Genomic DNA, 24,884 nt, shown 5'->3' with positions numbered 1-24,884 from the left:
TCGTCGCTGACGTCGTGGCTATCACCCGCCGAGCATCCCCGCCGAGCGTCCGGGCGTCGGTGTGGCTACCTAACTACCGAGCGCGACGTGCCAGGCGTTCGCTGTCGCAAATAACGACGGTCTTGCCCTCGAGCCGAATCCAGCCACGGTGCGCAAATTCGGCGAGCGCTTTGTTGACAGTCTCGCGTGATGCACCGACAAGCTGCGCGATTTCCTCTTGAGTGAGGTCGTGGTGAACACGCCAGTTCCCGTTGTCCTGAACACCGAAGCGGTTGGCAAGCTGGAGCAGCGCCTTCGCCACGCGCCCGGGAACGTCGGTAAAAATAAGGTCTGCCAGGGAATTATTGGTGCGACGCAGGCGACGCGCGAGCACCCGAAGCAGCTGTTCAGAAATGGCCGGGTGGTCATTGATCCACTGGTGGAGTTTCTTTGAGTTCATCGTGGCGGCGGACACTTCAGTGACGCAAATGGCCGACGATGTGCGCGGGTTCGGGTCGAAGATGGACAGCTCGCCGAACATGTCCGAGGGGCCCATGATGGTCAGGAGGTTTTCACGACCGTCGGCTGCGTGGCGGGCCAGCTTCACTTTGCCCTCGGTGATGATATAGAGGCGGTCGCCGGGCTCACCCTCGTCGAAAATGGTGGTGCCGCGCGGGAATCGCACCGTCTCAAGATCATGGATGAGGTTCCGGACGGCAACTGGGTCAACGCCTTGGAAAATGCCGGCACGGGAGAGGATCTCGGTGACGTCGCTCAACGTAGTCTCCACTTCTCGCAGTAGGGTCGAGTGCCACGGTGCGCGGCCGTCTGTGTTAGATACTAAATACCGCACCCGTCGCTGTATCGCACCTCACATTACTACGTGGCAGGCCAAAAGTGAGAGCTTTGTCCGATTTAGGAATAGCCTCACGCGGGAGTTTTATAGAGAGGAATAATCAATAAAAAGGCGGAAAGTTCGTAAAAAATGCCCAATTTCGGGGATGAATTGACAAAACCGCTGCTTGTGCGGTTGGTCACGTTTTCAGAAGTAAACTCCCGTTGATAACGTATGCTACGTTATCGTAGCTTTCATAGTGGCGAAGAACACACTATTTTTTGTCGACGGAACCAGCGAATTGCGGTAAAAACTCGTCGCTTGACGACGTCACACGGGGGCTGCCGCGGCGGGGGTTGCCGAGGCCTAGTGCGCTTCTCTAGTGCGCCTCGACGCCGGGACTAGACGCCTTCTTCCTCCCGGCGTTCTTCGCGAAGAGTTCGTAGCGTTCCATGCCAATGGCGAATCCCATAAGAATAAATGGTGCGAGGAGGGCAAATAAACCGGCCATGCGGTCTACCATACCGACGTTATGTCCGGGGCGCCCGCTATGGTGTTGGCATGGCCACTACCGAGACTCCGCTTGCCAAGGTCCGTCGTGCTCGGAGAATCTCCCGCGCGTTGCACCGCGCGTATCCGGACGCTAAAGCGGAACTCAACTTTGAGAATCCGTATCAGATGGTCGTCGCCACGATTTTGTCTGCTCAGTGTACGGATCGTCGGGTGAATATGGTGACACCGGCGTTGTTTAAGCGGTTCCCCGGCCCGGAGGATTTGGACAACGCGAGTGTCGAGGAAGTCGAAGAATATATCCGCTCGACAGGGTTCTATCACAACAAAGCGAGGAACTTGGTTTCGCTGGGGCATGAACTCGTCACTCGTTTCGACGGTGCCGTCCCGGACACGATGGCGGACTTGGTTTCGCTGCCTGGGGTGGGGCGCAAGACGGCGAACACCGTCCTGGGTAATGCGTTCGGCAAGCCGGGGATCACGGTGGACACACATATGGGCCGCCTGATGCGTCGGTTCGGTTTGACGGACGCGAAGGACCCGAAAAAAGTCGAGCAGGACGTCGCCCAGTTAATTGAGAAGAGGTGGTGGACGCCGTTTTCCCACGAAGTCATTATTCATGGTCGACGTGTGTGTCATTCGCGGAAGGCGGCGTGCGGTGCGTGCTTCTTGGCGAAGGATTGCCGAGGTTTTGGTGTGTGGGGGCCGACGAATCCCGACGAGGCTGAGAAGCTGGTCAAAGGCCCAGAACGTGACCGTATTCTCGATCTCGCGCTAGGGGGCCACTGATGGGACGACAACAACGCTGGACCATCCTGATCATCGCCGTGCTGACGGGCTTGGTGATCTGCGCGGTTCCCCTCATGCTGCGGTCCACATCAAGCCACAATGATGCGCATTCGGGAGCGGCGATATCTGATAATCCCGCTGGTCAGGGATCTGGTAGCCAGGGCGATCCGTCGGACGGTTCGGGAGACGCAGATTCCCCGGCCTCCAACCCCACGACTGGCCGGCCAGCGTGCCCCACTGCGGGCGCCGAAAATGCGTCGACCAGCTCGGAAGGCTCGGGGAGTTCGGAAGACGCTAATTCCCTCCTGGGTTCGGTGACACTGCCCTGCTTGGGTAACTCCGCAAGCAAGGCCGACGCCCAACCACTCAGCCGCAACCTCGCGGGCAAACCTACCGTGATCAACCTGTGGGCCTTTTGGTGCCAGCCATGCAAGAAGGAACTTCCGGTCGTTGACAAAGTGGCCCAGTCCCACCCGGAGTGGAACGTCGTCGGCGTGCACGCCGATAAAAATGGTGATGCAGGCGTCGGCGTGCTCTCCGATTTACATGTGGATCACTTGGCCAGCTTCCAGGATTCGGATGGCGACGTTGCCCGGGCGTTGAAGTTGCCGTCGGTTATCCCCATCACGGTGGTTCTCAAACCTAACGGGGAGGTGGCCAAGGTGTACCCACAAACGTTCACCAGCACCAGCGAACTAGAGTCGGCGGTCACCGCAGCGCTCAACTAGCGGGCTCGCGGCCGAACGGATAGCGCGGATCGGATAGCTCGGAAACTCCCGACGAGCGCGACCGCCAGGCCGTATCCTGATCAGAGGCGTTGCGAAGTGTAGGAGGTCACACGTGAAAACAGGGTTCCCGACGTCGTTTTCAGAGCCCACCCAGCCGCCGCTGCCCGACGCGGTTCCACCGTGGCTTCGCTCGATCACACAGCGGGCACGTGACGGCGGTATTCGTCGTCAACTCTCTGACTTATCCCGGCGGAGGCCACAGCTTGACGACGCAACCCGCCCGTCGGCAGTACTCATGCTCCTAGCCGGCGACCCGACGTACGAGCCCACGCCCAGCACGCCCTACCCCGAGGACGCCCGGCTGCTCCTGACCCACCGCGCGCCCACGTTGCGGTCGCACTCGGGCCAAATGGCGTTCCCTGGCGGGCGAAAGGACCCCGAGGACGCCACGCCCATCGACACCGCCGTACGAGAAGCGCAGGAGGAAACAGCCGTTCGCCCGGACACGATGTCGCCGCTGGCGGTCCTCCACCCGATCCTCATCCCCCGCACCGGAAATGTCGTCTCGCCCGTGTTGGCGTACTGGAACAACCCCACCCACGTCTACCCCGCCAGCCCCGCCGAGGTGGCCGACGCCGTCGCCATACCTCTGGAACACCTGGCGGACCCGTCGATACGAATAACCGTCGGCAGGCAGGGGTGGACCGGGCCCGCCTTTTGGATAGGAGACCTTCTACTTTGGGGTTTTACCGGCGGGTTAGTGGATGGCCTCCTCCGCGAAGCGGGTTGGGAGAAACCATGGAACGCTTCACCTGTGTACGATCTTGCAGAGACGCTTGCTCGGTCGGCGAACAATGAACCGGTGACTCGGTGGCGGAGAACCCCCCAGAAACCATCAACGCCGACAACCCCCAACCACAAGAACTGAGAGACACTGAATGAGCGGATCCACCATTGTGGACATCGTCATTGTGCTCATCGCACTATCGGCGATGCATTCCGGATGGAGACAAGGCGGCGTATCCTCCATCGCCGCGGTCATAGGCGTTCTCATCGGCGGCATGGTCGGCATGTGGGCCGCCCCGTACGCGATGGCCCAGACCGACGACAACAACACGCGGTTCCTCTTCGCCCTCGGCATCGCGGTTCTCGCCGTCATCATTGGGTACGCCATAGGGTCCTCCATCGGCATTGCCTTGCGCAACATGATCCGCACCCGGGCTGTGTACAAGGCCGACGCGGCCGTCGGGGCTGTCGTGCAGGTTTTCACCGCGATTGTCGTTGTGTGGATGATCGCTGTGCCCGTGGTGTCCGTGTCCACCGGGGATTTTTCCAAAGCCCTCCGCAACTCGAAGGTTTTGGGTGCAGTGGACTCCCTGGCCCCGCAGCAGGTGAACAACTGGGGCAGCAGGGTCGGCATGTTCCTCAACCAAAACGGCATGCCGACGCTGACCGATCCGTTCGGTGAACTGCCGAACAAGGATGTTCCCGCGCCGGCGGACTCTGTTTTGTCTACCCAACGCTTGAACGAGATTCGGCCCTCCGTTGTTCAGGTCTTATCGACGGCGCAACAGTGCCGAAAGATGCTGGAAGGCAGCGGTTTTGTGATAGCCCCCGACACCGTGGTGACCAACGCCCACGTGGTCGCCGGATCGAATGAGGTCAAGCTGCGGACAGTCAACGGTGAGGACGTTGCCACCGTCACGTATTTCAACCCCGACAAGGACATCGCGGTGCTGCACGCTGTGGACCTGGGCTTGAGCCCGCTGCAGTTGGATGATGTGCCCGCGACGACGGGGTCCGATGCGGCCGTGCTTGGGTATCCCTTGGGCGGGCCGTTCGATGTGGAAAACGCGCGCGTCCGTGACCGCTTGACCATCGACGGGCCGAATATTTACTCCACCGACCGCGTTCAGCGTGAAGCCTATACGCTGCGCGGATTGGTCCGCGAGGGGAACTCCGGCGGGCCTGTTGTCGATGGTGACGGTGAAGTCCTCGGGCTTATCTTCGGCGCCGGGGTGGACGACCAAGACACGGGATACGCGCTGACCAACCACGAGATCATGGAATCGCTGGGATCGGTGGAGAACGTCCAGAATTTGCGGTCCGCGGTGGACACGAAGTCGTGCGTGGCTAAGTAGGTTACGCTTCCTCCACGGCCAGCACAGCATCGCGCACCGCCTGGGGCGCCTCCATGTGTACATAATGCCCCGCGCCGGGAACCACAGTGACGTGGTCGGCGTCGGCAATAGTTTCGCGAGCCGTCTTGGACGCCGTTATCAAAGGGTCCTCGGCACCGTGGAGAACGCGCACGGCCGGGGGCGTCGAGCACTCAATTTCATTCCAGCCGGACCAATCGGCCAGCACGGTTTGCGCTGTTCCGCGAGGCATTGTCGCTACCGCGGCCTTTCGGTGGCGCAGGCACGCGTAATAGGCGACGCGCTCAACGCCCATGGCGAAGCGTCGAATCGCAAGATATTCGTCGAAACTGTCGGAGTACTGGAACGCGGAGCCGGCTAGATGGGCGACGATCTGCTCAAGGAACAAGCTGTGATCGGCTTTCAGCCAGCGCTCCCCGAGCCGCGGGAAACGAGTGGCCACGCCGAGCGTGATGCGGTCGCGGTGCCGAATCGGGTGGCGGGTGACGACGTCCACGTTCTGGCGCGGATGCGAAGGGTTGAGCGCCACCACACGCTTAATGCGCTGTGGCTCGGTCAGACCAGCGATCACCGCTGCGGGCACGCTCTCTCCGTGGGCGACCACAGTTGCCGATGTATGACCCAGCGCAAGGACCAGGCCGGCGATGTCTAGTGCCGTTGTGCCCAGGTCGTAGCCGTGAGGGGGTTTGTCAGAGAGGCCGTAGCCGCGGAGATCCATGGCGACAGCGTGGTGATCCTCCGCGAGCAAGGGGAGGACGGATTGCCAGTCGAACCATCCGCCGGCGAAACCGTGTACTAGCAGCACTAAGGGGGCGTCGGGGCTTCGGCTGTCGGCGCAGTGAATGCGAACTCCCCGGCTGTGGTACAGGTGATGGGTCCACGGGCCATCGAGTTCAATGGCGGAGGGGTTCGTCGGGCGTTGAGGCACACACCAGGTTTACCAAATCATGAGGTTCGACGGTAGACGGAACCAAAAACCGACGATGCAGCGGGGCATCGCCGGAGGGGTGGTGTCGACGTGGCTGAACCCACGTCGGTGCTGAGTTTTGGTGCTTAGCTGTAGAGACCTTCAGCAGTTTCGACGTTCTTCGAGCTCGCGGTCTTGGAGGAACCCGAGTTGGACGAACCGCTAGGGACGACCTCGGGGAGCTTGCCGAAGGAATCGATGGTCGCTTCTGGCTTCTTCACCTGCTTGACCTGCTTGAGCCCGATGAACGCGAAAATGCCTGCAAGCAGGAGCATTCCGGCGAAGACGATGGCGAATGCTGCCCAGCGGTAGAGCCAGATGTCAAGCACTTCTGCCAGGGTGAAGAAGAGGAAGAACGCGCTGAAGAAAGCGATAATGCCGGCCACGGCGAACATTGCTCCACCGATGGCGCCCTTCTTCACCGACTGTGTGAGCTCTGCTTTGGCGAGCTCAATTTCGGTGCGGACGAGGGTCGTGATCTGGCCGGACGCGTCCTTGACCAGGCGATTAATGCTGCCTTGACCTGCTGCGTGAGTATCGGCATCGCGGAGAGGGATGCTACCTACCTCGGGGAAAACCGAGTTTGAGCTATCGGTGTACAAGCCATTTTTGTTCGTGGAGCTCACGGGCATCCTCCTGCGCATTAAAACATGGGGAAATCAAAACTTTCTCACCTAATTGTGCCATGCGCTAGGGAAAATAGCGATTGAGGCCGTATTAAGAAATCCTGAACAGAAAAGTTTGTACATTGTTGGGCTTGTTAAAGGATTTAATAGCTCTAACGGGGGTGGGTCACGGCGATAACGACTGATGAAACGGGCATTGTTTGATTCGACGGCTGTGGGGACGATTTTCCAGACAGGGGTGGCGATTGTTTTCTTCATGTCCGGGTGGAGGGTAAACGGGGGCATTGTCAGTGGTGAGCGCGATTTTCCGCATCAGAGCGGGGGTATTTAGAAAAGGTGTTGCATTCTGCGCCTTTGATGTGCCAAAATTGTTGGCGCAGGCCCCCCTCCCTTGAAGGGTGAGGAGCGTGGCCCGCCCCGGCCATCCCCCCGAGCCGGGTAAGACGGCCCGCATCGATCCCCCCCTGATGCGGGCCGTCGCTCTATATCTGAAGGCCGTGGGCATGGGATTCCCGTAGGCGGCTGCTTCTCGTTGAACCGGTGCTCTGTAGTGTGCGCGCTAAATCTGTGGATAACTTTATTTTATCCACAACGAGGCCGATTTCCGCCCTCTTCTTCGGTACGATCTGCCACCGTTTCTGCCACGATTGCCCCATGTCCTCGAAAGAAATTGTGTGCTTAGTGGCGGACCCCCACTTGCTAGCAGAAGTCGAACAATGTGCGGCTGTTCTGGGATTTTCACTTATCGATGGTCTGATGGATGCAGCGTTGGCGTCCCGGTGGCGCAGTGCCGACGCCGTGGTGGCCGATTGCGAGGGCCTGGACGAGGTGTCGTCATTAGCGCTCCCTCCCCGGCGTGGTGTGTTTGTGGTGTGCGTGGGCACTCCGCCTTGGGAGCGGGGTGTGCAGGTGGGTGCCGAGGACGTCATGGTGTTGCCTGCGCGGTCGGGCGACTTGGTGGAGGCATTGTCGACGCGATGCTCCCGAGGTGCCGTGTCAGGCGGTTGGGTAGCGGTGGTCTCTGCCGTCGGCGGCGCGGGTGGAAGTACTCTTTCGGCTGGTCTGGCGTTGTCATGGGTTCGATCAGGGCGTGGGTCTGTGGTGGTGGACGCGAATTGTGTGTCCGGCGCGGACGATGTCCTCCTCGGCGTGGAAAGTGAGCCGGGCATGAGGTGGGGTGATGTGAGCGTGCGAGGGTGGCAAGACGGAGGGGTTGATGGGCGCGCGGTGGCGACAAATATCCCCGCGACCCCAGAAGGCGTGGGTGTGTTGTCGGTGGGACGCGGTGCTCCGGCTGCCGTGGAGTGGAATCAGCGTGGCGCATTGGTGCAGCGTGTGGCGGGTGCGCTCGCCCGTGAGGGATTATCAGTGGTGGTCGACGTGTCGGGGGCGACCTGGTGGGAGGCGTCGGACTTCACTGGCTGCGATTGTGTTTTTGTGGTCGTCCCTGCGACATTGCGTGGTTTAGGCGGGGCAGTGCGCTGGTCGAGGGTGACGCGCCAGGGCGGTGCGGACCCGGTGGCTGTGGTGAAGCATGAGGCGGTCTCGCCGGTGGGGGTCAAAGACGTTGAATCTGTGACGTCGATGCCGGTGGTGGCCGAGTTCACGTCTGAGAAAAAGATCGCGAAGGAAATCGAGGAGACGGGGCTTCGGCTGTGTGGGCGGTCGAGCTTCGCGCGCATGGTGTCTGGGTTGCGTGAGATCGCAGATGGCTACATAAAGAACAGCATGCCATCGTTGCCGCTCGATGAGTGCGCCATCAATAGTGCTCAGAGCCGTGCCGCGCGCATGGGGGAGTTGGCAGCATGAGCAGGGTTCGGAGTTTTGTGCAGTCATGTCATTCGAGTGCGGATAATTCGGCTGCTCACAGCGACGACGTCCTGGCACACGCAGGGGCGTCGGCACAGGCAGGAGCAGCGAGCGACCGAATCCGCATGAGGCTTGCGCAGGGCAATGGAGATATGTCAACGTCGGCAATTGCCTCAGCGGTACGGGCGGAATATCCGGGCATCGGGATGTCGGGCGTCGTGCAAGAGGTTCGTCGGATTCGTGGGGAGATCCACGGTGCCGGGCCGGTGGAGTCGCTGCTGGATCTGCCGGATGTGACTGACGTGCTGGTCAATGGGGCTTCGGAAGTGTGGGTTGATGGCCCGGCCGGTTTGTGTCGTGTGGATTCTCTCTTCCGCGACGACGACCACGTGCGGGCGACAGCCGTTCGTTTAGCAGCCGCGTGTGGGCGTCGCTTGGATGATGCGTCGCCCTATGCGGACGGTTTTTATCAACGCGACGCTGCCGGCGGGAGCGTTCGTGTTCACGCCGTGTTGCCGCCCGTCGTTGAGCACCCGTGTTTGTCTCTGCGCGTGTTGGGGACGGCGTCGACCAGCCTGAATGACCTTGTTCGCAGTGGCAGCGTGCCGCCCGATATGGCCGACGAGTTGCGCTCGTTGGTGCGGAGCCGTCAGGCATTTGTGGTCTCTGGTGGGACGGGCGCGGGAAAGACGACGCTGCTGTCCGCCCTGCTTGCGGAGGTGTCGCCGGACGAGCGGATCGTGTGCGTGGAGGACACTCGTGAGCTGCATCCCCGGCATCCGCATGTTGTCGCGTTGACGACGACATCGCCCAATGTGGAAGGACAGGGGGAGATCACGTTGCGTGATGTGGTCAAGCAGACGTTGCGGATGAGGCCGGATCGGATCGTGGTGGGTGAGATCCGTGGCGCCGAGATTCAGGAACTTTTCGCGGCCTTAAACACTGGTCACGACGGGGGTTGCGGAACTATTCACGCGAATGGGCCGGAGGAAATTCCGGCGCGGTGCGAGGCCCTGGGCGCTATGGCGGGGATGTCTCCGGAGTCGGTGAGGACTCAATTCCGCGCTGCGATTCGGGTTGTTGTCCACGTCGAGCGGACCTCATCGCGTCGCCTCGCGAGCGTGGGAGTAGTGCCACCGGTAGGGAAGAATTCCTCCTTCTTCGACGGGAATCGGAACGACGAACAACCACTGTATCCAGGCGTTTCATCGTCTCCCGGAGTCGTGATGGTGTGGACGGCCGACGGTGGCCGCACCGATGCATGGCCATTGTGGGAACGTATCGTGCGAGGTGGTGCGCGATGATCCCGGTCGGTGTGCCGCTGTCGTGTGTGATCGCGGTGGTGGAGGCTCAACGAGCCCGCAGCGATAAGCAGGTTCGCATTAATCAACGCCAAGTAATAGCTCAGTGGGCGCAGGCCAGCAGCATGATCGCGAGTGAACTACTGGCCGGTGCAAGCCCCTTGGTGGCGGTTCGTCACGTTGCCGACGAAATGGACGGGGCTGACGACATGGAAGGCCAGGTCGCGCGCGAGCTTCGAACGATGGTGAACCATTGTGCCTGGTTGGGCGCTCCTTGCGCTCCTCTGAACACGTGGTCCAGCGAGCCCGAGCAAGTCGGGCGGCAGGCGATCGCCCGAGCATGGTTGGTGTCGCACCGCACTGGCGTGCCTTTAGCGGAGGTCATGCAGGCCACGGCGGCAGATCTCCAGGCGAAGCTCCATCACCAGGAGCGCACCGAGGCATCGCTGGCGGGCCCACGAGCGTCGACCCGCGTGCTGATGTTTCTGCCCCTCGTCGGAGTGGCAATGGGCCAGTCCATGGGTGCGGGCTCCATTCAGTTTTTATTGACGACGCAGCTCGGTGGGCTGTTGCTCCTGGTCGGGGTTGTTCTAGAGGTCGTGGGGCTGGAGTGGTCCCGCGCGCTGATGGCGAAGGCGGTGGCGGTGTGACTACGGCGAAGAAGAACGTCGGGAGCGTGGGGCGTGCGGGGGCCATGTTGAATGCGGCCGCCGATTTGGATCTGGTGAAAGCGTGTTTGTCGTGTGGCCTTCCGGTAGGCGCAGCGGTGGGAGCGGTTGCCGATAGTGGTGGGTCCCAATTTGTTGACGTCTGGAAGGGCACGGCGAACCGGTTGGCGATGGGGGTGGATTCCGACATCGCGTGGGCATTGTGCGCCGAGAACGAGGTGTTAGGAGATTTTGCTCGACGTGCGCGTCGGAGTGCACGCTCGGGTGCCCGGTTAGCGGCCGATATCGGGGCGTTGTCGATGCATATGCGGCATCGGGCGACGGACCAGGCGGTAGCGGAGGCCGAGAAAGCCAGCGTGTATGTGGCGCTGCCGTTGAGCTTCTGTTTCCTTCCGGCCTTTATAGCGGTGGGGTTAGTTCCTATTGCTATCGGACTGTTATCGGGGTTGTCATGACGACGGTAACCATCACGATCCAGAGGCCGATGGGTGGCCGCGGTCCACCGCAGCATTCCATTCGGTCTATGTGCCTCTTTTTTATTTTTCGAGGTTATTTCTCAATCAAGTTTTATTTCTCCATATCCATTGACCTGGCGTTTTAGGCCTCACTGTTGGTGTGTGGCCTGTCATCCGCCATCTTTTCGAAAGGACTCATCATGACTTGTGCAGTACCTACCCACGCAGTATCCACCAACCAGATTGCTGAGCAGCACACATCAGAGGCCACTGACGTTCAGCTCTCCTCACGATCCGTCGATTCTCCTTCGGATGACATTTCTATCTCGGATAACAAGAACACGTCCGAGCCCTCGCCCATGAGGTGGTGGGATCGAGCCCGCGCGGCGCTGTTTAACGAGCGTGGCATGGCCACCTTGGAATACGCCTTGGTGTGCGTGGCTGCGGCCGCCTTTGCCGGGCTGCTCTACGTCGTCGTCTCAGGTGGCGAGGTAGAAAATGCACTCAAGGGAATTATCGAAGATGCTCTGAACAGCAAAAAGAAGTGAACCGGGCATCGATAAGTTCACGGTTAACCGACGACACCATGCCGGTCTCTCCTGGCCCGTGCCCCGTGGAGAACAACGACGCTGATTCCGACGCTCCTCAACCCGACGCCACGGCGTCGTGGTGGGCGAGGGGAAGCGTCACTATCGAAGCTGCGTTCGCGATCTCCATGGTGCTCGTCGTCGTGGGAATGGTCATCGTGGGGGTCATGGCCGTGGCGAATCAGGTGGCGGCAACGGAGGCGTCGGCAAATGCGGCGCGAGCCATCGCACGAGGAGAAAACCGCTCTGAAGTCGAACAACACCTGGCTAGCGCAGTGAAAAACTCGACCATAACGGTGGCGACGACACCAGGCGCGGGAGGTCAGCCCGGCTTCGTGAAAGTAACGGTCACAGTGAAGAACCCACTGAAAGATGCGGAGTCGACGTCGGTGGCCGTGAACGAAGAGAACATCGGAAGCTCTGGTGACGCCGGCTAATCCGGTTAAGTCCGACTGATCACGATCAGTGGGCGCACGGGATACGTGGGTGCGAATAGCTAGCGCCTTAACGACAGGCACAAAATGGAGGGGGAACGTAACGTGGGCGGAAGTGAATTCTGGTGCCGGGGGTCGATGACCGTGGTGGGAGCGGTGGTGTGCACAGTGGTCATCGGTGTTTTCGGAACGCTGGTCGCCGTTGGGGCTAAAGTAATCGACTCCAAAAAAGCGGATAGAGCAGCGGATTTGTCCGCACTCGCGGCGGCCTACGCGCTACAAGCAACTATTACCGACGGCGACCATGCCATCGCCGCCACGGCGCCTATAAACGCGGATCCGGGAAACGCGGTGCCGGATCCTGGCCTGGAAAATGCCGCACCAATGTCGTCCACGGTGAACGCGTCGCCAGAGTTCTCATCGGCGAGTACAACACGGGAGTTCTCAACTGTGACGAGCACACCGCCAGAGTCGTCCACGGCGTGTGCGTTGGCCCAGCAGGTTGCCACGGAAAATAGCGCCTCGCTGCGCTCATGCACGTTTGAGGACGAAGACGTTATCGTGTCCGTCGAGGTATCGGGACCACACTCACCATTCACGGCCACCGCGAGCGCACGCGCCGGGCCTACATAAATAGGACGCTCGCAGGCTGGCGCTCGCACGCTCATGGCTACAGGGGCTCAGGCCTCCAGCGCCTCACGCCCCAGCGATTCCAATCCTCGGAGCACCCGCACAGCGCCGGCCTTATCCAAAGGCTCATTCCCATTCCCACATTTGGGCGACTGAACGCAGGAAGGACACCCATTTTCACACTCGCAATGGGCGACAGCCTCTGCTGTTGCTGTAATCCACTCGTGGAAGCGTCGGTATCCGCACTCGGCGAAACCCGCTCCGCCCGGGTACCCGTCGTACACGAACACCGTCGGCAAGCCAATGTCTTGGTGCAGCGCAGTGGACACGCCGCCGATATCCCAACGGTCGCACGTCGCGATCAAAGGCAACATTCCGATCGCGGCGTGCTCAGCCGCATGCAACGAGCCCGGCCAGTCTCGTTCCTCCACACCCCACCGGCGAAGGGTGGAGGGCTCCACCGTGTACGCAACGGCCGTCGTCGTCAATGTTTGTTCCGGCAGATCAAGGGAGACGACATCGAGGACCTCACCATTAGGCATCCGCCGCATGTAGTCAACAACCTGGTGAGTGACCTCAACTTCCACAAAAGCCAACCACACGCCATCGCCCAACTCGTGGGAAGAAAGAGTAGAAAGGACGCGAATGTCGGTGTTCTCTCGAGCCCAGGTAGTCCACGCGGGAGCCTCGCGATGAACCAGAGCCAGGCCATCGTCCACACTGAGATCATCGACGACGTAACTGTCGCCCTGGTGCAGATACACAGCACCGGTGTGCGTCTGGCTCATGGCTCGGCCCTGGTCGATCACGCCCACCAGCCGGCAGGTGTCGCCCTCCACGATGGCGACGTCACCGCCATCGTCGCCGCGAATACTGACCACCGAATGCGCGTTCACCGGGGAAATATCGGGAGGGAGGAGAGCACCCAACCCAGCTGCCTCAGCCCCACGGGTCTCAGCGTCATCCGGCGCGCTCCACGCCTCAATTGGCCTCTCCACCGCAAACCAGCCACGTCGCCGCCTCCGCAACAGGCCAGCGTCGCGCAAATACTCGGCACTCGACCACGCACCCCACTGGTCAATTTCCTCATCGGTCAGCGGGCGTTCCACCGCAGCGCAATACAAATGAGGCACCATCACATACGGGTTGTGCGGGTTAAACACCGTTTGCTCCACCGGCGACCCCAACAACACCTCGGGGTGATGAACAAGATACGTATCCATCGGCTCATCGCGGGCGATCAGCGTGACCAACGACCCCTGCCCCCGCCGCCCAGCACGGCCCGCCTGCTGCCAAAACGACGCAATCGTCCCCGGATAACCGCAGGCCACAACGGAATCCAAGCCACCAATGTCCACCCCGAGCTCCAACGCATTGGTGGTCGCTACCCCCAGCAGCTTTCCATTGTCCAAATCGTGCTCCAGCTTCCGTCGGTCCTCCGCAAGGTAACCAGCACGATAAGCCGCAATCCTCGCAGCATCCTCGGGGCGCCCCAACCGCCCCAGGGCCTCCGACGCACGGGCAGCTACTGTCTCAGCCGACCGACGCGACCGCACAAACGTCAAGGTCCGAGCACCCTGTGCAACCAGATTCGCCATCACATCCGCAGCCTCTTGGGTCGCGGGTTTGCACACAGGCGCTCCATGTTCGCCCTCTATGTCGGGAAGGAAACTCGGCTCCCACAACACCACCGTCCGCTCGCCGGCAGGAGAAGCGTCGTCAGTAACCTCGACGAAACCATCAGCATCGTGACCACACAGCCGAGACGCATGAACCGCAGGACGCGACGCCGTCGCACTCGCCATCACAAACACCGGAGAAGCGCCATACGCCCTGGCCAGGCGGTCAAGACGTCGCAAGACAAGGGAAACATGGGCGCCAAACATCCCGCGATACGCGTGACACTCATCCACAACGATGTATCGCAGGTTGCGCAACAATCGCCCCCACCGCGCATGCGCACCCAGCACCGACAGCTGCACCATGTCCGGGTTGGTGAAAACCCACTGCACACTATCCCGAATAGCGCGCCGGGCCTCTGGTGGAGTATCGCCGTCATACCCACCGATACTGACACCCCGGAGCGAACCAACTTCGTGCGTCATCCCCGCCACATGAGCCAGTTGATCATTCGCGAGCGCCTTCGTCGGTGTCAAATACAGGGCAGTCGCATTCTTTTCTTCAGCAAGAGTGGTCAGAATCGGCATTTGGTAACCGAGAGACTTTCCCGACGAGGTGCCGGTGGCCACCACCGTGTCACGCCCCTCCCGCAGAGCATTCGCGACGCGCACCTGATGGGCCCACGGCCGTGCGATGCCCTGGTCAATAAGGTGGGCGCAAAAATCCCGGGGTAGCCACGACGGCCAATCCTCATGCCGCCCCTGCCGCGCCGGAAGTGTCTCGGTGTGGAGGATTTCGGAGCGGGAAAACGTTGCGCGGATGCTCTCCAGGAGTTCCTCGCCGAAACTTTTAGGGTATGCCACTACTTCTGCGCTTCTACGCTTCGTGCTGCTTGATAAAACCGATGGCCGGAAGAAGATTGCGCGGTAAATAGTAGTTGTAGCTATGGACCGATCCGCCTTCTCCGCGGCTGGGTTCCTGGGCCATGATGTTAAAAATTGTCGGGGGATCAAGGTGAGAAATAATCGCGGGGATATCTATTTGTCCTCTGAGTAGTGCGACGTCCGCCGCTTGGTCACCAAGAACGTGGTGCAGTAATTCAGGTGCCGACGCTGAGGTATCACACGCGAAATCCCTGGCATCACAGATTTCCATAACTTTGTTTGATTGGTCGCCATAGTCTAGAGGTTGAAAGAGAGGTTTGTCGTCGACGGGGGCAGTGCCAATGTTAGTAACCCCATTGGTTTGCCGAACCGGGTTACCTTGCATGACTGAGGATCCAAGCTGGTCTTTGCTAATGGGGCCGTTCCCTTGCGCAATGGAATTAACGAGGTGAGCAGCAACATCGGCCCCCTCGGAGTATCCATAGAAATGGAAACGCGTGTGGGGGCATTGGGAGTCGATTTGTTGAATAATTTTCGTCGCCTGAGATATGCCGCTATCTCGCGTTTCCCGGTAAGTCTTCAGATTGGTGGTTAAGACGGAGTCATAGGGCAGCGTGTACAGCTTGTTATTGGCATTCGATAATCCAAAATATTGCGGAATATCTGTGTAATGGGGGAGCTCCGCCGGGTACAGGCTGGAATTTGTCCCCATGGGCGCCATGTAAATAGTTGCATTCCCGGACATGAACTCGATAGCGAAGTCGGCAGGGTGGGCTATGCGGCCGCCGTGGCTGAAGATGCGGAAATGACAGCTAAACCTGTGATGGCTACTGATGCGGCCGATGCTGCAATTCTTTTGAGCAAGGGGAGCAAGGGAATCCCTTTCACTAGCAGGACAATCGTCGTTGAACTGCGACAAAGATGGTGAACTGCGACAAAGATAATGTGCGCTACACCGATGCGCGAGCTACATCATAGTGCTACGAAGTAGCTACATTGTTCCTTGGGTCGCGGCGTAGCAGTCCCGATGGGGAAACCGTGCCACCTCGAGCCGTTCGCCCGTTAGTCCTTGAAATATTCGGATACGATGTCCGCCGCGTCGGCCGCGTTCCCGGCAAGAACACCGTGGCTGTAGCCCTTGAAGGTGTGCACAGTGCCGCCCATGGCGTCATGCATCTCGGGTGTGCCATGTGGTGTCACCGCCGTGTCTTTGTCATAGCCCAAGTTGAGCGGCTTGACTGCCAATTTATCCCCATTGACCTTCATGATCGGTTTGTTATGGGGCCACCCATCGCATTGTTGACCGCTGGCGATCATTTGGTCCACGGCAACGAATTGATCCCCACCCGTGTACTGGTTAATCAGTGAAGGAATATATTGGCTCCGGTCTGGCGAGTTGGCATTTTCATTACACATAATGGTCTGGTTCACCAACCCCATTTGGATTGACTGCTTAACGAGGTTCTTTAGCGTCTCATCCTCCGCACTGCTTTCGCTCGCATCCGGGTTATCTGCTTCCTCTGTCTCCTTCTTGGCCATGTCCTCTAACTTGGCAAGCTCAGGTGTTCGCTCCTTTTCTTTCTCCACCAGGATTTCATCGAGTGGCCTGATGGGGTCTGAGGAGGCGCTTTCTGCAATTGCGGCCGCGGTATCTGGCCACGCTTGCTGGGAATACAGAGCTTCGCCCAGCGGAGAGAGCGCTTGCTGGGCGCCGAATCGCTTCAGAAGGTCAAAAGACTCGGTGAATGTGTGTGACCTCCAGTAGGCATAGTCGACGGCGCTCAGCAGCCTGACAGCACTGTCGGCGTAGTCGTCGGGAATGGCGTTTACGTCGTTGCGGTTGGCCGGCGGGGGTGTTAGCGGTGGGGTCACGTTATATGTCGCTTTAATCACCCGAGTGAAAGATTGGTACACCTCGCGAGGTGTCTTTCCTAAGTGATACTTATCGTCATTCTGAGCAATCCAATCGAAGAAAGCGTTCATCGCTTCTTTCCGGATTTTGATGCGGCTCCCACCAAGCCCGAACCACGCATCATTGGGCGACATGCTGGAATCGAGCACCATTTTGTTGGTGTGCTCGGGGAACAGCGTGGCGTAGGTCGCCATGAGAAGGCCCCCGTATGACACCCCGTAGAGATTGAGCTTGTCCTCGCCTAGCGCTTTCCGTGCTTCCTCCACGTCGCGGGCCGTGCTTTCGGTGTTGATGGTATCGACGTACCCGGGCTGCGTACGCTCGCACGCCCGGTACAGGTTGCCTCCACCAGGAGTGAGCGATTCGAGTAAGCCTTCATCACATTCGAGTGGTGTACCAAAGGTCAGCCCTCGGGGTTCAACGGCGACCAAATCATAGTGCTCGAGGACATCGGTGGGCATCTGAACATGGCCGGTGCTTGTGTTCTGCGGTGTCTCGTCGGTGAACATCGCGAGTGCGTCAAGTCCGGGTCCACCGATGTTTCCTGCGATAGTGCCCTTTTTGCTTCCCTTGGCCGGGATCTTGCTCATCGTCAGCTTAATGGTCCCGACGTCGGGGTTGGCGTAGTCCTTGGGAACGGTGATGGTGGCGCACTGTGCTCGCTCAACTGTCATGCTGCCGGGCGGGCATGGCCCCCACGTCAGCTTTTGCACGGCGACATTGTCCTGGCGTTTCGCCGTATTCGACGCCGTATCCGATAACTTATCCGACGCCGTAGTTGGCGTTGTTGCGGAATCCTGTGGCGTGGGGTGCGGGTGAGGGCCAGCGTGCGCGAGTCCAGGCGCGGAAAGGGTGAGTGTCGCGGCCATGACGGTGGCGGCGATTGTTCTAGACGGAACGTTGCCGGAAAAACCGGATAAGTCAGGTTTCCGGTGCGTGGACCGATGCTGGTTGAAGCGTGAGGACGGGCTGCGGTGGGTTTTCATAGGGGAGCTTTCGGGTGGGGAGAGGACTAGGCCATTTACTCAGCAGGGCTACATTTAGTTCCTTTGGGCATAGTAAAAATAATGATCAATGGGGACGGTTTATGAGTGGTCGCGTCATCAATGAACTGCGCGTCCCCGCCTTGACCTGGCCATTCTATGCAGGAGGCTGACCACTGCTAGCCACACGTGGCTGCATTGAAATAGATCGAGTACGCTTGGTCTTCGACGATAATCGTTGAGTTTGGTTGTCGTTTTGCTGCACGATAGAAATTGGGTACAAGGTATGGCACAGGGAACTGTGAAGTGGTTCAACGCGGAGAAGGGCTTCGGCTTCATTGCTCCGGAAGACGGCTCGCAGGACGTCTTCGTCCACTACACGGAGATCCAGGGAAGCGGCTTCCGCACCTTGGAGGAGAATCAGAAGGTTGAGTTCGAGATTGGTGAAGGTGCTAAGGGGCCCCAGGCTCAGCAGGTTCGTGCTCTCTAAGAACTCACGAGTAAGTCCTCACCGAATCACTGCCATCACTGATGGTGTGCGGTGTCGACTATAAAAATGAGCCCTTCCACCGGTTGTCATCGGCGGAAGGGCTTTTTCACCCCCTTTACGTGGTTTGCATATGTAATTTTGCGTTTGTCTATGGTGCATGGTCTAAGGTGACACGGAAACGCCCAGTTGCGATTGTGGTCAGCTCATAATGAGTTATGTGGCCTAGCTTTGGTTCGGAACATTGTGATGGGCTTGTGTGAAGGGAAGGCGAGAACCCAACGTGGCAGCATCTGGTAGCGCCGAAGGAGACGGTGTGAAACGGCTGGTCATTGTGGAGTCGGCGACGAAGGCTCTAAAGATACAGCCGTACCTCGGTTCGGATTACATCGTGGAAGCCTCCGTGGGCCATATCCGCGACTTGCCGAGAGGTGCAGCCGATGTGCCCGCGAAGTACAAGAAGAAACCGTGGGCTCGTTTGGGTGTCGACGTCGAGAACGATTTCGCTCCTCTTTATGTGGTTAACCAGGACAAAAAGAAGAAGGTTGCGGACCTCAAGGCGAAGCTGAAGCAGGTTGATGAGTTGTACCTGGCCACAGACCCCGACCGTGAGGGTGAGGCCATCGCGTGGCACCTTTTGCAGGTTTTGAAGCCTAAGGTTCCGGTGCGTCGCATGGTGTTCCATGAGATCACGAAGCCGGCGATCCTGGAAGCGGCGAAACATACCCGTGAGCTGAATCAGAACCTGGTCAATGCCCAGGAGACCCGTCGTGTGCTGGACCGGCTGTACGGGTACGAGATTTCGCCGGTGTTGTGGAAGAAAGTGATGCCGCGCCTGTCCGCTGGTCGCGTGCAGTCGGTGGCTACTCGTGTGATCGTTGAGCGTGAGCGGGATCGTATCGCCTTTACTTCCGCCGATTATTGGGATTTGACGGGCACGTTTGCTCTTCGTTCGGGTGCCGACGCTGGTACGCCGGGTGAACCGCGCTCCTTCCCCGCTCGGTTGGCGGAGATCGATGGTCAGCGCGTCGTGCAGGGCCGAGACTTTGATGACAATGGCCAGCTGAAGTCCAAGGCAGTGGCTCTCGACGAAAAAGCTGCTAAGGATCTGGCCGGCCAGCTGTCCGGTGCGTCGATGTCGGTGCGGTCCGTCGAGGAGAAACCGTATACGCGGCGCCCATATCCTCCGTTTATGACGTCGACGCTCCAGCAGGAGGCCGGCCGGAAGCTGCATTATACCTCTGAGCGGACGATGCGCATCGCGCAGCGGTTGTATGAGAACGGCCACATTACGTATATGCGTACGGATTCGACGACATTGTCGGAGTCGGGTATTAACGCTGCTCGAGCGCAGGCCAGGGAGCTCTATGGGGCGAAGTATGCGGCAAGCGCTCCGCGTCAGTATTCCCGCAAGGTAAAGAACTCGCAGGAGGCTCACGAGGCTATTCGCCCTGCAGGTGAGTCGTTTGCCACGCCGGGACAGTTGGGTGGCCAGCTGGACGCGGAGGAGTTCAAGCTTTACGAGCTGATTTGGCAGCGCACGGTCGCGTCGCAAATGGCCGACGCGAAGGGCACGTCGATGAAGGTGTTCGTGGCAGGCGAGTCCACGGACGGCCGCGATTGCGTCTTCACCGCGACGGGCCGCACCATCACCTTCCCCGGCTTCTTGAAGGCCTACGTGGAGGTATCTCGTACTGCCGACGGTCGCAATGTTGCCGACGACGCGGAGAAGCGCTTGCCCGTCCTGACCGAGGGCCAGGGCCTGACCGCTACCGACGTCGAGGCCGATGGCCACTCGACGACTCCGCCGGCTCGCTACACTGAGGCGAGCTTGGTGAAGAAGATGGAAGACCTGGGGATTGGCCGCCCGTCGACGTATGCGTCGATTATTAAGACGATTCAGGACCGCGGCTATGTGTATTCGCGTGGCAATGCACTGGTGCCGTCGTGGGTGGCGTTCGCCGTTGTTGGTCTCCTTGAACAGAACTTCGGCTCGCTGATTGATTACGATTTCACGTCGTCGATGGAGGATGTGCTGGACTCTATCGCGAATGGTTCCGAGGATCGTTCGCGATGGTTAGAGGGCTTTTATTACGGCGACGACGGCGCGTCGAGCGCGAAAGCGGAGACGATTGCCCGCCTGGGTGGCCTGAAACACCTTGTCGGCGCCAACCTGGAGACCATCGATGCCCGCGCGGTGAACTCGCTTCACATGTTCGACGACGAGGATGGCAACCCGATTGTTGTGCGCGTGGGCCGCTATGGGCCGTACCTGGAGCGCACGCCTGCGGGTAGTGACGAGCCCCAGCGGGCTAATCTGCCTGACACAGTGACTCCGGATGAGCTAGACCTCGCTTTGGCTGAAAAACTCTTGGCGACGCCGCCGACGGGCCGTGAGTTGGGGGAGAACCCCGCCAACGGCCGGATGGTTGTGGCGAAAGAGGGCCGGTATGGCCCGTACGTCACGGAGCTTGTCCACGACGACGAGCGCGAGAAGGCCGAGGCGAAAGCCTCGGAGACCGTCGACGCCGAGTGGGATGCCGATGATGAGGGCCGCAAGGCGGAGGGCAAGAAGCCGTTGAACCGTGAGACGAAAACGGCGGCGAAAAAGCGCGAGAAGCGCGTTAACGAGCTGGTCACGGAGATGCTAAAGCCGAAGACGGCGTCGCTGTTTAGCAGTATGGAACCCGCGACGGTGACGTTGGATGAGGCTTTGAAGCTGATGAGTTTACCTCGCGAAGTCGGTGTGGATCCGTCGGATGGTGAGGTTATTACCGCCCAGAATGGGCGGTATGGCCCGTACCTGAAGAAGGGGACGGATTCACGTTCTCTGGCTGATGAGGAACAGATTTTCACTGTTACTCTCGATGAGGCCCGCCGAATTTATGCTGAGCCGAAGCGCCGTGGGCGTGCTGCGGCGAAGCCTCCGCTGAAGCAGCTGGGCGACAATGACGTGTCGGGCAAGCCTATGACCGTCAAGGAGGGGCGTTTTGGCCCCTTTGTGACGGATGGTGAGACCAATGCGAGCTTGCGGCGTGGTGATACTCCGGAGGCCATGACGGACGCTCGGGCGTGTGAGTTGTTGTCGGAGCGGCGGGCCAAGGAAGCCGCTAATGGTGGAGTGAAAAAGAAGTCCTCGAAGAAAGGCACGAGGAAGTCGACGAAGAAGTCCGGCCGGAAGTCCACTGCTAAGGCGTCCAAGAAGACGTCGAAGAAGTCAACTGCGAAGAAAACGGTGAAGTCGTAGATTCGTCGTCTGCACGTGCCCATCTTTCCGGTGACGCTATCTTTTCCAGCAATTGATAGCTAATTTGGGTGTGACACCCATGTTCAGTGTGATGTTGCACCTGTGCTGCCGGCCAGAGAGGGTAAGTCCATGAAGCACCGCCTGTTGAAGTTTATCTTCGTGATAAATTTTCTCTTCCTCGCTTGCGTAACGTTGGCGGATACCGATAGCTGGACGTCCGGCAGAGCATGGTTGGTGTACTTTAGCCTCGCCTGTCTCTTTGGTTGCGTCTTAAGGGGGTGTGGGGTTCCCGTCGGGGCACCGACCCAGACTTCAAGCCTGATTTCACCGCCGACATATTGCGCATATCACCAAAGTGCGGGATGAGAAAGACCATGTCGCCGCGGTGAAGGCTTTGCGGGAGCGTTACCCGCGGCTGACGCTACTCAACGCTAACGACATGGTGAAGTCTTTATGACGTGCACTGCACAGCACGCCCGGAAAGCGCGTTGTCGACAAGTTCGTGGCTTGGGGCTTTGTCTCGCATGTCGTCGTGGCTGTAGTAGAGGCCGACTGGGCACACATCTTGGATCATGACATTGCGGACTGTCGCTCCGGGACCGGCGGTGAGGTAGCTGGCGCGGGGTGGCGTGGAGGCAATGTCGGTTTCGGTGGCGAGGACTGTGTAGTCGACCCCAGGCTCGGTGTCCGGGATGCTATTGAGATGCGCAACGACGTCAGAGTCAGTGACTTGCTGCATGGGGGCGGTACCCAGAATGTTGTTGCCTGCGGTACGTAGCAGCGGGTCGCGGTTCGGTTGGAGGGCGGAGACGCCAAGTTCCGTCGTTCCGTGGTTGGTGCCGGACAGGGTGACCACGTGGGAAACCTCCTTGGCCCCGTATTTGTTGAGCATCATGCGGGTTATGGCCCCACCTTGTGAATGGGCAACAATATCAACATTCCCGGAGGCTGCTCCGGCGTCGGTGTTGGTGGCGACGTTGTGCACGAAGTCGTGTAGCTGGTCGGCGGAGGCATGCATATCTCCTAGGCCACCTGCCGGGTGCGAAGTGATGGTTCCCTTGATGTCCATGGCTTTTCCGCTGATTGAGCGGTTATCTATGCCATAGGTGAGGGAATACACGCAGTAACCGTGGCCCTGCAGATAGGTCCCCAGTGGGGCCATGTCATGCGCTCCGGCCCACGTTCCGGGGACGAGGACAACGGGGTTGGGGTGCTCGGGTGTGGGTACACATGTGGGGTCGTTCCCCCAGTCGAACTTTTCGACGGTGGGCGCGTTGCCCAGGTAGTGGGACGGTTCTGGCGTTGTGGTTTGCGCGTCACCAGCGAGCGCTGGTGCCGGGGATACAGAGATTAATGCCGCAGCTAGTGCGCCTGCGAAACTGGTCGCGAGGGCATGCGTGAGTGACATGGGGTTTGTCGCTTTCAGGAAACAGGGCGGATGGGAAGCCCAGCCGGTGCGGTCAGGCTGCGCGGCACAAGCCGACGCAGCGATGGCCGACACCTGGATGGCTGTTATTTAGCTAGTAGCGGTTTGCGCGGGCCGTTCGGGTCGGCGGGTTTGGTACATGACGAGGGGAGCGCGTCGAAGGAGCATACGGAAGGACCGTGGTTGAGTTTCGCGTCGGGCCGAACTCCGTCGTTGGCGATGATGTCTCGGTAGGTGTCGACAGCCGGCGTCGGCGTGCGCTTCAGTGTGGGGTCGTCCTTGATGTTGACGGTCCAGAGCCCAAAGCGTGAGCTGTAGTCACCCCATTCGTAGTTGTCGACGAGTGCCCAGTGGTTGTACCCGATGAGCGGGATGCCGTCGGCTTTTGCGCGTTGGAGCCAATAGACGATGTCGTGCAGGTAGTCTCCGCGCTCGTATCCGTCGGGTCTGGGGGCGCCGTTATCGGTGGGCATACCGTTTTCCACGATGTACAGCGATTTTGTTGGGAAGAGCTCGTGGTATTGGCGGAGGGCGTAGTAGATGCCTTCGGGCTCCGGCGTGACTTTGGCGAAGTCGCCGAATGCCGCGTTGATGGCGCTTAGGTTGGAGGCGGAAACACTGTAGTAGAAGTCGATGCCGACGAAGTCGACGTCGGGCTCTACGCGTTTTTGTAGGATTTCGCGTTGGGCGGGCGCGACGGTGGGCAGGAACGCGTAGTTGGTGCCGGTTTGGGCGTTAGGGTCAGCTTTGTGTGCAGCGTCGTGCCCGATTTTGTTGAGCCGGACGATAGCGTCCATGTACTTTGGCAGGTCGGTGGCGTGGGCAATGCCGATCTCGACATCGTGTCCGAAGAACACGAAGGGCTCGTTAAGCGTGATCCAGATGGTGTCATTGCCGCTCCACCGATCCGTGATGAAGTTGGCGTATTCCTGGAAGTGCTGGGCGGCGTAGTCGCTGGTGATGCCGCCGTTATCCTCGACCCATCCGGGATAAACGTAGTGCATCATGGTGATCATGGGCACCATGCCGTGGGAGCGGATTTCTTTGACGACGTCGTCGTAGTAGGCGATTTCTTTCTGGTCGAATTGCCCGGGTTGTGGTTCGATGCGTGACCATTCGACGCCGAACCGGAACGTGTTGACGCCGAGCGACGCAGCGTTGGCGATGTCTTCCTTGTAGCGGTGGCGGAAGTCTGCTGCATTGCCGACGGGGTCTACGTCGGGGTCTTTCGGGTCCGTGGCGTAGCGGCTCCAGTTGCTGTCGCGGTTGTCGCCTTCGACTTGGAAACCAGAGGTGGCTACGCCCCAGTGGAACAGACCTTGTTCACCGGGCTGCCCGGTACGGAGGAATGTTTTGGGATGTGGTGCGTCTCCGGCGGCTGCGGTGCCACTTCCGGTGACGAGTGTGGTGCCGGCTAACGTTCCTGCTGCAAGGATCGCGGCAGCTGTTGTGGTGAGGAATCGCCGACGTGTGATGAGGGAGCTATGGAGACCAGAAAACATACGCTCAGATTATCTGTTTTGGTTCTCAATTGGGGGTACGCATGGCGTGTTTGTGTTGTGGGAATAATCACGTAGCGATGTCGCTAACAGTTCTCGTAGATACGCCGGTGGCATCAAACGCAAACAGCCCCTCCAAGAATTTGAAAGCATCCCGCCCTAGCGCACTCCATTTTGGGGTAACACTACACATACATACAACATGAACACTACACATGATGAGTGTTATGTGTAGTGTTAGTGTGCAGTGTTCATACTTTTGGCCTGGTGTTGACTTTATGGACAGTCCGTGGTGTTTCTCTTTCTGTTAACTTCCTCCCCACTGAACCAAGGAGGGCATCAGGTGCCC

At 59.6% G+C, this 24,884-nt stretch carries 22 protein-coding genes; 13 read left to right on the top strand and 9 right to left on the bottom strand.

Features of this window, described 5'->3' with window-relative positions:
* Positions 1-73: 73 nt before the first annotated feature.
* Positions 74-757 carry a CRP-like cAMP-activated global transcriptional regulator GlxR gene (gene glxR / locus ACWORE_RS08845; protein ID WP_455303564.1) on the bottom strand — a complete coding sequence of 228 codons (684 nt, stop codon included), beginning with the start codon at positions 755-757 and terminating at the stop codon, positions 74-76.
* Positions 758-1,193: 436 nt separating this feature from the next.
* Positions 1,194-1,325 (bottom strand): hypothetical protein, encoded by a 132-nt coding sequence (locus tag ACWORE_RS08840; protein WP_260623998.1) that lies wholly within the window; start codon positions 1,323-1,325, stop codon positions 1,194-1,196.
* A gap of 50 nt (positions 1,326-1,375) precedes the next feature.
* Here ACWORE_RS08840 and nth point away from each other — a divergent pair, with 50 nt between their 5' ends.
* The 4 genes from nth (at position 1,376) to ACWORE_RS08820 (ending at position 4,982) form a co-directional block, all read left to right on the top strand.
* Positions 1,376-2,113 carry an endonuclease III gene (nth, locus tag ACWORE_RS08835; RefSeq protein ID WP_455303563.1) on the top strand — a complete coding sequence of 246 codons (738 nt, stop codon included), beginning with the start codon at positions 1,376-1,378 and terminating at the stop codon, positions 2,111-2,113.
* Complete coding sequence (locus ACWORE_RS08830) at positions 2,113-2,841, top strand: TlpA family protein disulfide reductase (protein ID WP_455303562.1); 729 nt, start codon at positions 2,113-2,115, stop codon at positions 2,839-2,841. The genes nth and ACWORE_RS08830 overlap by 1 nt, the downstream gene beginning before the upstream one ends.
* Positions 2,842-2,953: 112 nt before the next feature.
* Positions 2,954-3,769: an NUDIX hydrolase gene (locus ACWORE_RS08825; protein ID WP_455303561.1), complete on the top strand. Its 816-nt coding sequence runs from the start codon at positions 2,954-2,956 to the stop codon at positions 3,767-3,769.
* Between the two features lie 10 nt (positions 3,770-3,779).
* Complete coding sequence (locus ACWORE_RS08820; RefSeq protein WP_296137470.1) at positions 3,780-4,982, top strand: MarP family serine protease; 1,203 nt, start codon at positions 3,780-3,782, stop codon at positions 4,980-4,982.
* Position 4,983: 1 nt separating this feature from the next.
* On the opposite strand, the gene ACWORE_RS08815 is transcribed toward ACWORE_RS08820, so the two are convergent.
* Together ACWORE_RS08815 and ACWORE_RS08810 are read right to left on the bottom strand one after the other, a co-directional pair.
* Positions 4,984-5,928, bottom strand: coding sequence for an alpha/beta fold hydrolase (locus ACWORE_RS08815; protein WP_455303560.1), 945 nt, complete (start codon positions 5,926-5,928; stop codon positions 4,984-4,986).
* Positions 5,929-6,053: 125 nt separating this feature from the next.
* Positions 6,054-6,593: a phage holin family protein gene (locus tag ACWORE_RS08810; protein ID WP_296137474.1), complete on the bottom strand. Its 540-nt coding sequence runs from the start codon at positions 6,591-6,593 to the stop codon at positions 6,054-6,056.
* A gap of 654 nt (positions 6,594-7,247) precedes the next feature.
* Between ACWORE_RS08810 and ssd the strand changes: the two genes are divergently transcribed.
* From ssd to ACWORE_RS08775, 7 genes are all read left to right on the top strand, one after another.
* A complete protein-coding gene (ssd, locus tag ACWORE_RS08805) occupies positions 7,248-8,402 on the top strand; it encodes a septum site-determining protein Ssd (RefSeq protein WP_455303559.1) in 1,155 nt (384 codons plus the stop codon).
* Positions 8,399-9,706, top strand: a complete 1,308-nt coding sequence (locus tag ACWORE_RS08800; protein WP_455303558.1) for a TadA family conjugal transfer-associated ATPase — start codon at positions 8,399-8,401, stop codon at positions 9,704-9,706. Before ssd ends, ACWORE_RS08800 begins: the two co-directional genes overlap by 4 nt.
* Positions 9,703-10,353: a type II secretion system F family protein gene (locus ACWORE_RS08795; protein WP_455303557.1), complete on the top strand. Its 651-nt coding sequence runs from the start codon at positions 9,703-9,705 to the stop codon at positions 10,351-10,353. Before ACWORE_RS08800 ends, ACWORE_RS08795 begins: the two co-directional genes overlap by 4 nt.
* Complete coding sequence (locus ACWORE_RS08790; RefSeq protein WP_296137485.1) at positions 10,350-10,826, top strand: type II secretion system F family protein; 477 nt, start codon at positions 10,350-10,352, stop codon at positions 10,824-10,826. The genes ACWORE_RS08795 and ACWORE_RS08790 overlap by 4 nt, the downstream gene beginning before the upstream one ends.
* Before the next feature lie 200 nt (positions 10,827-11,026).
* The gene (locus ACWORE_RS08785; RefSeq protein WP_296137489.1) at positions 11,027-11,374 is read left to right on the top strand and encodes a DUF4244 domain-containing protein; all 348 of its coding nucleotides are present in this window, start codon (positions 11,027-11,029) and stop codon (positions 11,372-11,374) included.
* 38 nt (positions 11,375-11,412) lie between these two features.
* On the top strand, positions 11,413-11,850 hold the full coding sequence (locus tag ACWORE_RS08780; RefSeq protein WP_455303556.1) for a TadE family type IV pilus minor pilin: 438 nt from the start codon (positions 11,413-11,415) through the stop codon (positions 11,848-11,850).
* 102 nt (positions 11,851-11,952) lie between these two features.
* Complete coding sequence (locus tag ACWORE_RS08775) at positions 11,953-12,480, top strand: flp pilus-assembly TadE/G-like family protein (protein WP_406605211.1); 528 nt, start codon at positions 11,953-11,955, stop codon at positions 12,478-12,480.
* A 47-nt stretch (positions 12,481-12,527) separates the two neighbouring features.
* Here ACWORE_RS08775 and ACWORE_RS08770 read toward each other — a convergent pair whose 3' ends face one another.
* The 3 genes from ACWORE_RS08770 to ACWORE_RS08760 all read right to left on the bottom strand — a co-directional run bounded on the left by ACWORE_RS08770 (position 12,528) and on the right by ACWORE_RS08760 (position 17,879).
* On the bottom strand, positions 12,528-14,960 hold the full coding sequence (locus ACWORE_RS08770) for a DEAD/DEAH box helicase (protein WP_455303555.1): 2,433 nt from the start codon (positions 14,958-14,960) through the stop codon (positions 12,528-12,530).
* 13 nt (positions 14,961-14,973) lie between these two features.
* Positions 14,974-15,726: a cutinase family protein gene (locus tag ACWORE_RS08765; RefSeq protein ID WP_455303554.1), complete on the bottom strand. Its 753-nt coding sequence runs from the start codon at positions 15,724-15,726 to the stop codon at positions 14,974-14,976.
* 317 nt (positions 15,727-16,043) lie between these two features.
* Positions 16,044-17,879, bottom strand: coding sequence for an alpha/beta fold hydrolase (locus tag ACWORE_RS08760; RefSeq protein WP_455303553.1), 1,836 nt, complete (start codon positions 17,877-17,879; stop codon positions 16,044-16,046).
* A gap of 283 nt (positions 17,880-18,162) precedes the next feature.
* Between ACWORE_RS08760 and ACWORE_RS08755 the strand changes: the two genes are divergently transcribed.
* Positions 18,163-18,366 (top strand): cold-shock protein, encoded by a 204-nt coding sequence (locus ACWORE_RS08755; RefSeq protein ID WP_046203272.1) that lies wholly within the window; start codon positions 18,163-18,165, stop codon positions 18,364-18,366.
* 280 nt (positions 18,367-18,646) lie between these two features.
* Positions 18,647-21,610, top strand: coding sequence for a type I DNA topoisomerase (gene topA, locus ACWORE_RS08750; RefSeq protein WP_455303552.1), 2,964 nt, complete (start codon positions 18,647-18,649; stop codon positions 21,608-21,610).
* A 451-nt stretch (positions 21,611-22,061) separates the two neighbouring features.
* On the opposite strand, the gene ACWORE_RS08745 is transcribed toward topA, so the two are convergent.
* Both ACWORE_RS08745 and ACWORE_RS08740 read right to left on the bottom strand, forming a co-directional pair.
* Positions 22,062-23,018, bottom strand: coding sequence for an esterase/lipase family protein (locus ACWORE_RS08745; RefSeq protein WP_455303551.1), 957 nt, complete (start codon positions 23,016-23,018; stop codon positions 22,062-22,064).
* Between the two features lie 104 nt (positions 23,019-23,122).
* The gene (locus ACWORE_RS08740) at positions 23,123-24,538 is read right to left on the bottom strand and encodes a family 1 glycosylhydrolase (protein WP_455303550.1); all 1,416 of its coding nucleotides are present in this window, start codon (positions 24,536-24,538) and stop codon (positions 23,123-23,125) included.
* Positions 24,539-24,884 lie beyond the last annotated feature (346 nt).

It is taken from the genome of Corynebacterium sp. c7Ub_26 (assembly GCF_053760365.1).
Note: the sequence above shows the minus strand (reverse complement) of the source record. Positions and strands in the feature narration are given on the sequence as shown.